The organism is Intrasporangium sp. (genome assembly GCF_030452765.1).
Taxonomy (GTDB): domain Bacteria; phylum Actinomycetota; class Actinomycetes; order Actinomycetales; family Dermatophilaceae; genus Intrasporangium_A.
In genome coordinates this window covers 1-9,432 of record NZ_JAKDLO010000166.1, presented here as the reverse complement: position 1 = coordinate 9,432, position 9,432 = coordinate 1, and the positions used below count along the sequence as shown (strand labels likewise).

7 protein-coding genes are annotated in these 9,432 nt (G+C 69.7%); 3 read left to right on the top strand and 4 right to left on the bottom strand.

Translation table 11 applies throughout. The features are described 5' to 3' along the window. Window positions 1–269: 269 nt before the first annotated feature. Genes mobC through L0H79_RS17500 form a run of 3 tightly spaced genes read left to right on the top strand, consistent with a single transcriptional unit; the run spans window position 270 to window position 3,447 of the window. A complete protein-coding gene (gene mobC, locus L0H79_RS17510) occupies window positions 270–677 on the top strand; it encodes a plasmid mobilization relaxosome protein MobC (protein WP_301485932.1) in 408 nt (135 codons plus the stop codon). Then, window positions 677–2,437: a relaxase/mobilization nuclease domain-containing protein gene (locus tag L0H79_RS17505; protein ID WP_301485933.1), complete on the top strand. Its 1,761-nt coding sequence runs from the start codon at window positions 677–679 to the stop codon at window positions 2,435–2,437. The genes mobC and L0H79_RS17505 overlap by 1 nt, the downstream gene beginning before the upstream one ends. 32 nt (window positions 2,438–2,469) lie before the next feature. After that, the gene (locus L0H79_RS17500) at window positions 2,470–3,447 is read left to right on the top strand and encodes a hypothetical protein (protein ID WP_301485931.1); all 978 of its coding nucleotides are present in this window, start codon (window positions 2,470–2,472) and stop codon (window positions 3,445–3,447) included. Between the two features lie 15 nt (window positions 3,448–3,462). Here the strand turns inward: L0H79_RS17500 and L0H79_RS17495 are convergent, their stop codons facing one another. Genes L0H79_RS17495 through L0H79_RS17480 form a run of 4 tightly spaced genes read right to left on the bottom strand, consistent with a single transcriptional unit; the run spans window position 3,463 to window position 9,024 of the window. Then, complete coding sequence (locus L0H79_RS17495; protein WP_301485930.1) at window positions 3,463–4,143, bottom strand: DUF4913 domain-containing protein; 681 nt, start codon at window positions 4,141–4,143, stop codon at window positions 3,463–3,465. Continuing rightward, the gene (locus L0H79_RS17490) at window positions 4,140–6,002 is read right to left on the bottom strand and encodes a type IV secretory system conjugative DNA transfer family protein (protein WP_301485929.1); all 1,863 of its coding nucleotides are present in this window, start codon (window positions 6,000–6,002) and stop codon (window positions 4,140–4,142) included. Before L0H79_RS17490 ends, L0H79_RS17495 begins: the two co-directional genes overlap by 4 nt. Continuing rightward, window positions 5,999–7,534 (bottom strand): ATP/GTP-binding protein, encoded by a 1,536-nt coding sequence (locus L0H79_RS17485; RefSeq protein ID WP_301485928.1) that lies wholly within the window; start codon window positions 7,532–7,534, stop codon window positions 5,999–6,001. The genes L0H79_RS17490 and L0H79_RS17485 overlap by 4 nt, the downstream gene beginning before the upstream one ends. After that, window positions 7,531–9,024 (bottom strand): SCO6880 family protein, encoded by a 1,494-nt coding sequence (locus L0H79_RS17480; RefSeq protein WP_301485927.1) that lies wholly within the window; start codon window positions 9,022–9,024, stop codon window positions 7,531–7,533. The genes L0H79_RS17485 and L0H79_RS17480 overlap by 4 nt, the downstream gene beginning before the upstream one ends. Between the last annotated feature and the right edge of the window lie 408 nt (window positions 9,025–9,432).

Below are 9,432 nucleotides of genomic sequence, written 5' to 3'. Positions count from 1 at the left end.
TTGCCGCGCCGTCCGCTGTCGCTCCCGGTTTGGGAATCGGAGACCCAGACGGAGCGAGGGTATGTCGCGATTCGACACCCTGTGGGCTTGCCGCGCCGTCCGCTGTCGCTCCCGGTTTGGGAATCGGAGACCCAGACGGAGCAAGCTATACAATTAGCACGGCTAATTGGCCTCGTCGCTCGACACGGGGGTCGGCTCGGGTCACACTGTGTGTGAGTCCCCGCATAGGGCGGGGTCGCTGCGCTGGGCCAGGGAAGGGCGGTGTTGTCGTGGAGCAGGTACCCGAGAGCGGCGCCGGCCGGGCTCGGGCGTTGCTGCGCCGGCGGCGCGCGAATGTGCAGGGCGGGCGGCAGCACCGTCACGAGGTGAAGGTGACCCCGGAGGAGGAGGCGCAGCTGGTACGCCTGGCGGAGCTGCACCGGGTGACGGTGCCTCGCCTGTTGGTCGAGTCGGCGCTGTCGCGGGACCGGTCGGAGACCCCGACCGAGCGCCGGGACGCACTGGCCGAGATGTTCCGCGCGATCCGCCTGTTGTCGTCGATCGCGAACAACGTCAACCAGATCGCGAAGGCGACCAACGCAACCGGCGAGGTCCATGACGAGCTGAGCGCAACCTTGGCCGCCGCCCGTCGCACCGCGGTGCGAATTGACGACGCTCTGGACGGGATCGCAACGTGATGCCGAACGTGGTCCGGGGCGACCGGACTGGTGGCCTGATGGTCTACCTCGTTGGGCCCGGGCGTAGTAACGAGCACACGGAGCCGCACCTGGTGGCGGGCGACGGTCCGCTGATGACGTGGCACGACGACGACGAGTTGGGGCGTGATGCCGCGTTGGCGATCGCGCGCCATCTGGACCGACCCATGAAGGCGTACGGCGTCACCGTTAAGGGCGGGCACGTGTGGCACTGCTCGCTTTCGTTGCGCGCCGAGGAGGGGCAGCTGACGGACGAGAAGTGGGGCGTGATCTCACGACACTTCGTGCGCGAGATGGGGTTCGACGACGAAGCGTCGGGCAAGGCCCCGACCCGGTGGGTCGCGGTTCGTCACGGTCTGTCAGGTGGCGGGAACGACCACATTCATATCGCGGTGAACCTGGTGCGTGAGGACGGCACGCGGGCCTCGACGCACTTGGACTTCCGTCGGGCGCAGAAGGTCACGCGAGCCCTTGAGGTGGCCTACGGTCTCGAGCCACTGGAGGGGGCCGCGGCCGAGCGGGCCACCCGCGGGTACAGTCCTGCAGAACGTCAGGCGCAGGCCCGCGCACGAGCTGCTGCCCGTTACGAACGCGAACGCCAGGCCGCACCTGCCGGCGCCGTAGGGCCGGGCTGGTACGCGCTGCCGGCAGAGGAACGCGCCGCGAAGATCGCGGCGGCGATGCCGGCCGAACAGCCCCGTCACACTCTCGCCCGGAAGGTGCGCGGATGCGCAACCGCCAGCGGTGATGAAGCCGAGTTCGTGCGACGGATGCGCCGCGGCGGCGTGCTGGTGCGACCACGTTTCGCGGACGGTCGAACCGACGTCGTGACCGGCTACTCCGTGGCGGCACGACCGCTTCACGGGGAGCGGCCGATCTGGTACGGGGGCGGCCACCTCGGGCGCGACCTAGCCCTGCCCCGCCTGCGGGCAGGGTGGCCGGATACCCCGCAGGGTGCGACTGACGCGGCCGCCGAGTGGGTAGCCGCGCGCCGCGGTCGCCGCGTCGTGGCCGAGGGCCGCGAGGCTGTGGCGCCGGATCCGAAGATGTGGCAGACGGTGCTCGACGACACGTACCGCCTGCGGGAGCAGATGCGGGCCGTACCGATCGAGGATCGTGACCAGTGGGCGAGGGTGGCGCGTGAGACGGCGGGCGCGTTCGCAGCATGGTCCAACCAGGTCGAGGAGACACCGGGGCCACTGGCGGCCACGGCCGACGCGCTGGCCAAGTCGGCACAGACCAAGTACCGGCCCCGCGTCCCAGAGCCCGCCGGGACCATCAGTGCGGCCGGCGCCGCGGTGCTGATGATGTCAGTCGTACGCAGCGACAACCCCACGCTGGCCCAGGCCGTGCTGCTGCGGCAACTGATGAACTTGGCCAAGGCCATCCATGACGCGCACACCGCGGCCGGCGAGGCCCAGCGGGCAGCCGAGATCGCCCAGGCCGTGCGCGATGAGCTGGTCGCCGTCCGGGACCGGATGCCGACCCTCGTGGCCGTCCTGGCCGAACCCGCGCCAGTCCTGGACGATGCGCGCCTGGCCAAGGGGAGGGCTGCGATCCAGGCTCCTCGGACCGAACTGGAAGAGATGGTCGAGCGCGTGACCGGAGCCGTCGCCCCGGCCACCTCGATCCGACCGATTCCACCACGGCTGCCCGAGCCAAGCGGGCCCGGGCAACCGACCCAACCAGTGCCGGCCCAGACCACGACCGGCACTGGACGAACCGAAAGCCCGGAACGCTAACCAGTGAACGCACCGAAACGAAGGAGTGGAACATGTCTGACACGGATGGCGTCGAGGAAGCCCTCGAGATGTCCCTACGACTCGCGGTCATGACCGCCGCGCAGGTCGGTGAACGGCGCGCCCGCGACCGCGAGGCCGCCGAACGAGCAGCGCAGGCTGAGTCGGCCGCAGACGCGCGTGAGCTCGCCGCGAGGCTCGAGGGGGAACGCACCGCGGCGCGGGCGACCCTGGCCCCCGTGGAGCGCTCCGATTGGTGGGAGACCGCCAGTGACGCCAGGATCGCGCACCTGTACGAGGGCGCTAGCGCGTGGGCTGAGAGCGACCCGGAGGTGGCCCGGCTGAAGGACGTCATGGACGCGCAGCTGAAGGACCGGTACGGCCTCGACACCACGGTGCAAGTTGGAGCGCTAATGGCCGGCACCGCTGGGCACGACCGATTTGCTGTGCAGCAAGACGCACCGCTCGAAGAGCGGCTCGCGGCTGCCGAAGCCAGGGTGACTTGGTTGGAAGGTGGTGCCCGTAACTCACTCCCGCGCACCCATCCCGATCGGAATGAGGGGACGGTGCGCGCAGCACACGACGAGGTGCGCGCACTGCGGGCCGAACGCGATGCGCTACCTCCGCAGCAAGACCCCTCCCAGAAGCCGGAGCAAGCGGCGGCTGGGACGGAGGTTGCCGAAGCGGCTGCCGTCACCGTTACCGCCAGCCGGCTCAACGCTGAAGCGTCCGCTGCCGCGGCCAAGGGCCAAGAGCCGGCCACCGCCGGCGCCGATCTCGCAGCAGCCAGTGAAGCCCTCTACGACTCGACCGAACGACGGCGGCAGTTCGCCCAGACCATGACCGACGACGGTATCGAGCCGGCCGTCGTCGAAGGACGGATCCTCGCTGACGTCTCCCAAGGCACCCCCGCGACCGAAGCCACCGCCGCCAGTGGTCGCCGCCAACCCCGTGCCCGCAAGTCCCGAGCAGGATCGGCGACGACTAAACAGCACAGCGACCGCAGCCGTTAAGACACGGCGTGTGGGCTAGGTCGCGCTCGTCGACTCCAGAGGCTGTTCCCGTACGTCAGGGAAGAGGGAGGCTGGCGGCTCGTCACACGGCAGCGGCTCGCCGGCGCTGCAGCGGCCGCGGGCGTCTTTGAACGGGCCTTCGGAGTCGAAGAGCACGTTCATGTGGTGGTCGGCGTGGTCCCGCCACCAGACGCTCATACCGGTGGCCGGCTCGAGTCGCAGGGCCTCCCACGCGCGCCAGAGCGACTCGAGTCGGGATACGGCTTCGGGGTAGCGCCACCAGTCGGGAGCCCACACACGCTCGGATCGCTCGTTGATCCGCCGGCTGTAGATGTGGCAGAGGAAGCCTCGGACGAACTGGTCGACACTGCCGAAGTGCAGTTCTGGTGGGCCCTCCGGTTCGGGGTCGGGTGACGGGGCCGGGTTCAGCTGGTCAGCGATCGCGACCTCGGCCGCATCCTGCGCTTGCTCCTCGAGCGCCGCGAATAAGGTCTCGTCGGAGAGTGCCTCCTTGACCGCTTTGGCCGCGATCCCGGCCACACGTTTGCGTACGGCGGCCTGCACCGCGGATTGGACGAAATCGCCAGCGAGGGTGGCGACGTCGAACTCCGGCGTGATTACCGCCTCCTGTTCGGCCGCAGGGACTGCTACCTCCGTGAGCGGCGTCTCGCTGGCCCACTCGTCAACGTTGCTCATCGCAAGTCACCTGGAGTAGGCCGCGGTTCTAGGGCTGTCGTGACACTGGTCGCTTCACGCGCTACGGCGTTGGCCCGCCGCTGGCCCGGGTCGTGGGCCGCGAACGAGGCCCGGACGCGGTCGGCGTCGGGGCCTTCCATCCAGGGCTTTGTGCGGATCATCGTGGGACGTGATCCGGAGGCGATGACAATGGCGCGGCCGCGGGGGAGCGCGGCGAGGTCGGAGACCTCGAGGATCTTGGAGCGCTGGATCTGGCGGGAGATAGAACGTCCGCCCTGGCGGGTAGACGTCGAGGTCGAGGACGTGACTCGTTCGTAGTCCCCGATGACCTGCGCCAGGTGCTCCAGGAACTGAACCTCGCTGACGCCGCCGCCGTAGACCTTGATGTTGGCCGCTGACCAGAGTTTTTGCATTCCGCTGGCGCCCCACACCTCGACGCCCTGCGACCAGGACTGCAGGATGGTCATGGGCAGGATCCCGCGAGAGCCGAAGTGGCTGTAGAGGTCGGGGAGGTCTTTCCAGCGGCAGACGTTCGCGGCCTCGTCGAGGATGCAGAGCATTGGCGTGGGCATACGCCCGCCGGCAGAGACGGTGGCCAGCTCCTCGGCCGCCTCGACGGTGGCCACGGTCAGCGCCGTCACCAAAGGCCCGGCGGTGCCTTGACCCTCCTTGGAGAGGCTGTAGAGGGTGCCGCGGGAGGTGACGAACTCGGTTGGGTTGAAGTGCGCGCGCCGCCCGGGCTGGGGGGTGACCCACCGCGCGACAGCCCGGTTGGTCAGGCAGTTGGCCATCTGTTGAGCGGTCCCGAAGATGCCACCCCGTTGCTTCTCCGGGGCGCCGATCACGCCGGCGAGCTGGTCCGCGGTCAGGGCGAACCCGGCCCGCTGCAGGATGTCCACGGCCTCATCCTCTTTGGGCAGCGTCAGCCACGTGTAGACCTGCGTGATCGGCCGTTCGGCGATCGCGGCCGCGAGCAGGAGCGCGGCGAGTAGGTCTTGGCCGGCGGGGTCGAAGTAGGCGTCGGTTTTGGCTCCCGCAGGGCGGGACCCGGCAGCGAAGTGTCCCGCGAGGCGGGCTGCGCGGACCTCGTCGGTGACGTAGGACAGGGGGTTCCACCACCAGTTCGGCTCTTCGCCGGCGATCTGCTGTGGGTCGAAGACCCACACCGGGCCGAGGGGGGCACGCACGTCTCGGGTCGCGTCGACCAGGTCGCGTTTGTTGCTGGTGGCCACCACGGCTCCGGGGGCGGCCAGGATGGCGGGGATGGCCCGCGAGGTTGTCTTGCCGGTGCGCGGGCCCCAGATGTCGAGGTGGGTGTCTTCGTAGGAGCCGTACAGGTTCCGGCCGTCCCGGACGGCCTGCCCGATCGGGACCCCTGTGGGAGGGCGAGGCGTCGAGTGTCGCCGGACCCTGGCTAGGGCACCGGTCGGTGGCGGGGTTTCGTCCTCGTCGGGGTGGGTGACCCCGAGCCGCGCCGCTTGCGCGGTGACGGCGGCTAGGCTCAGCGGGCCGATGTCCCTGCCGGTCCCGAGGTAGCGGCTGGCGTCGTCGACGCGGGTTCGCGTGCCCCGCCGGCGACGGATCAGCACCGCGACGACTAGTGCCGCGAGGAACAGCAGTACCCCGAGCCCGATGAGGACCCAGGTCGCAGCAGGGGGCCACGACACCCGGCCTTTGATCAGCGCCGCTAGGAGCTCGATCGGGTTCTCGGACAGGGCCGGTGACCCTTCGATCCGCCGCGCGAGGTTTACGGCGACGTAGATGGCGCAGCACGCGAACAGAGCCGTGCCGGCCAGGATCAGGAATGGTGTGGCGTTGCCTTGACCGGGTTGGCTCAACCGATTGTTGGGGCGGCTCATGAGGGGTCCTCCACCTGGTCGTGCAACGGGGTGCTGGCCGTCGGGTCGAGGAAGGGCAGCGCGCTACGTCGCGACTGGTCGTGCCAGCGACTGTTGGTGTCGTGAAGCTGCTTCTCGGCTGTCGTGAGGAGGAGGTGTAGCGGGATCCCGGGCCGTTCACCGACTTTGATGAGGAAGTTCCCCTGCCCGGGAGGCGCCGAGTTGGTTTCCCACCCGGCGGGGGTCTGCCACTGCGTGACCATCTCCCGTTCCCGCTGGGTGAACTTGCCTTCCATGAAGGGTTGCTCGAACTCGGATGCCGGTAGGCCCGCGACCGCGACGATCCCGGACCTGTCGATGAACCCCGCAGCCTTGGCTCGGTCCACCTCAGGAAGCGCAGCCAGGTCTGCCGAGGTGTGCGAGACCATGATCTGGCCCATGCCCATGGAGCGATTCAGGCGGGTGATCGAGTCGTACCGGTCGACCATCCCGCTCGAGGCCCGTAGCCCTGACCACAGCTCGTCATCGACCGACAGGTAGTGCCGACGCGGTTCGAGCCCTGCCTTGGTCAGGGCATCGGAGGTGTCCATCATCTCGGCGGCCGCGGCCCAGCTCGCCAGTTGCGCGGCCGCCCGGGACTCGCCTTTGGTGTCGGGGATCCCGGAGATGTCGAACACCACCGGCAGGTCCCGGGCGGGTCGTTGTGCGGTCTGTTCGTTGAACATCGCGCCGAGCCGGCCGCCGCTGATCAGACCGAGCAGGGAGGCTTCGAGATCTTCGGTGAGTTCGCGGTATCGGTTGTCATCGCCTCGGTCCACGATCATCGCGCGCAGCTCGGCCGGGGCCTCACGTACGACGTGCAGCAGGTCGGACAGGATGGGGATGCCGTCGTGTCGGTCGTCGAGCACGCGCAGGGCCTGGTCGACGACGTTCTCTTCGCGCTCACGCAGCCGGGAGCCGCGGGCCAGGTCGATCAGGCCGGCGACGACCTCCTTGCGCCGCGACTGTGCTCCTTCGAGCACACGGAGCCGTAGTGATCCCGTGAGCCGGTTCGCGACCTCGATCGCGCCGCCCGGGTCAAGGACGTTGACGTGGCCGATTCCCGGGCCGAGCCGGATGACCGGCCCGCCCAGGCCTTCGATGACGTCCCAGTACTCGCCCTTGCGGTCGCCGGTGATGACGGGGATGACCCCGAAGTAGCACAGACCGATGATGAGGCGGACCACGAGGGTGCTCTTGCCCAGACCGGGCAGACCGAGGATGAACATGCTCGGGTTGGAGATGAACTTGGCCAGTTGGAACCAGCTGATGGGGTCGCAGCACACAGTGCCACCGCCGAACAGGTGTGGGCCTAAGGGGACCCCGATCATGGGGGCGCCCGCGCCCACCGAGAACGGCCAGAGGCCGCACACCTGGTTGCTCGAGCCGCGTGCTTCGGCAGGGGCCTGAACGTAGAAGGAAGCGCCGCCGCCGCGGCCACCCCAGCCACGAGCGGGCGGTTTCCGGCGGCTCGCTACCCCGCGCGGCGGGGCGGTTGCTCGGGTGGTGCTCATAGTTTAGCTCCGAAATCGGCTGGCACGGCGAGGTGCTCGCGGAGGATGACTCCCAATCCCAGGCCGGCGATGAATGCTGAGTCTTGCGAGCCGAACAGGACCCGGGTTTGAACGCGGGCCGCCGCCGACATGTTGCGTAGCGCCGTGCGTGCGTCGTCGATGCGGGTCAGGTCGGTGACGGTGGCGGTCACGATGAGGGCAAAGTTCTCCAGGCCGGCGCCTTTGGCTTCGGCCGCGGCGGTGGCCTCGGCTGCTCTCTCGGCGATCCTCCCTCGTGCGCTACCACCGGTGGAGGCGTTGAGGAAGACGGCGGTATCGAGGTCCTGGTCGACGACCTGAGCGGCGGTGGCAGGGTCGATGGGCCGGTAGAGCAGCGTGACGCGTTTGCGGGCGATGTCCTTGTGCGGCGCTAGAAGCCGGCTCAGCAAGGAGTGCTGCACCTCGCCTCGCGGGGGCTTGCTCATGGCGGAGGTGACGCTGTAGGCGCCGTCGTGGCGGTACCCGTCCCAGTGGGCCTCGTGAGCGACGGGCCCGGCGTCGTGCCAGGCCAACTCGACTGGTTCGCCGGCTTCGTGGGCATCCTCGATCAACGACGCTGCCGCCGGGTCATACGCGCAGCGGACCCGCTCGGCCAGTGTGGCCTCGTCGACTGGGGTGACCCGGCCCGCGCCTGCTGCCTCCAGGAGCAGCGTCATGTTCGGGATGCTGGAGGCGATGACCTGTGCCATTTCATCGGGGGAACGGTCTTTCGCGCCCGGGCGGGGGCGCGAGTCGAACGTCAACGCGATCGTGGCCTGAACGGGCGACGCGCCCGCCGGGAATCGCTCGACGGCTTCGCCCATGACCGCTTGCGCCAGGGCGGGAGCGTCCGGGTCCCGGCGGGGCACGACCTGTCGCCGTAGACGGTGGCCGGTGTCTGGGGCGGTCTCGATCGTGACCGCGGCCCCCTTGAGGGTGGGCTCGTCACTGAGGGCGGCGAGCCACGTTCCGTAGTACGCCACGCGGGTGTCGGTGACGTCGGCGTCGACCAGCGACTGCCCGTCCGGGCTGGAAGAGAGAACGACGGAGTAGGAGTGGGTGGACTTGGATCCCACCACCACGAACGGGCGGTCGTATGAGTCGCGGTACTCCGCGACGCTCAGGGCCGCCCCGAGACCCGGGAGCATGAATCGGGTCCAGGGGATCGCTCCCAGCGGCCCGGAGCGGTAAAGATGGCTGCCGCTGAGTTTTGTCCGCCACCATCCGACCCGGGTCGATGCGCGGGCGGCGTAGCTGCGGCCATGGGTGTCCTTGAGGGTGAGGCCTCGCAGGAATGCAGTAAAGACCACTGCGACGATCAGGCCTGCGATGACGCCCTTGGTCACCAGCGTGATGACCAGCAGGATCAGACCCCCGAACAGGGCCACCGTGCCCCAGGAGCCGAGGCCCATGACGCCTCGGCTCTTGGGGATGCTCCAGTACCCGTAGGTCCGGGGGGTGCTCGTGCTCATGGTTGCTCTCCTTCGTCATCAGGGGGTGTCGCGGCGCCGGCGATGTGCTGGCCCGCAGTTGCGGCATGACCGACCCCGCGTGCGACAGCGGCGCCAGCACCACTCGCGGGCGGCGAGGGGGTGTTGCTTCCGGCGGGCGCTCCGGCCGCGCCGGAGGCTTGCCCGCCCGCGGGTGGGTCGACCGGGACCTGTTGGGTGCTCTCGGAGCCGCTGGCCGCTGAGGGAGCGCCTGGTCCGCCATGAGTTGCCGATCCTGCGCCTCCGTTGGGTCCGCCTGGACTGGTCGCGTCCTTGGCGACCTCGCCTGCAGCGTCCTTAGCCGCCGACCCCACGCTGTGGCCGGCGGGGCCCCCCCCCCCCCGGCGCGGGCCCCCCCCCCCCCCCCCCCGCCCCCGCCGCGCGGCGCGG

What these genes read in the sequence shown, in the direction of transcription:
- L0H79_RS17505 (WP_301485933.1), top strand. Translation starts at nt 677, where the DNA reads ATGCCGAACGTGGTCCGGGGCGACCGGACTGGTGGCCTGATGGTCTAC.
- L0H79_RS17500 (WP_301485931.1), top strand. Translation starts at nt 2,470, where the DNA reads ATGTCTGACACGGATGGCGTCGAGGAAGCCCTCGAGATGTCCCTACGA.
- L0H79_RS17485 (WP_301485928.1), bottom strand. Translation starts at nt 7,534, where the DNA reads ATGAGCACCACCCGAGCAACCGCCCCGCCGCGCGGGGTAGCGAGCCGC.
- L0H79_RS17490 (WP_301485929.1), bottom strand. Translation starts at nt 6,002, where the DNA reads ATGAGCCGCCCCAACAATCGGTTGAGCCAACCCGGTCAAGGCAACGCC.
- L0H79_RS17495 (WP_301485930.1), bottom strand. Translation starts at nt 4,143, where the DNA reads ATGAGCAACGTTGACGAGTGGGCCAGCGAGACGCCGCTCACGGAGGTA.
- L0H79_RS17480 (WP_301485927.1), bottom strand. Translation starts at nt 9,024, where the DNA reads ATGAGCACGAGCACCCCCCGGACCTACGGGTACTGGAGCATCCCCAAG.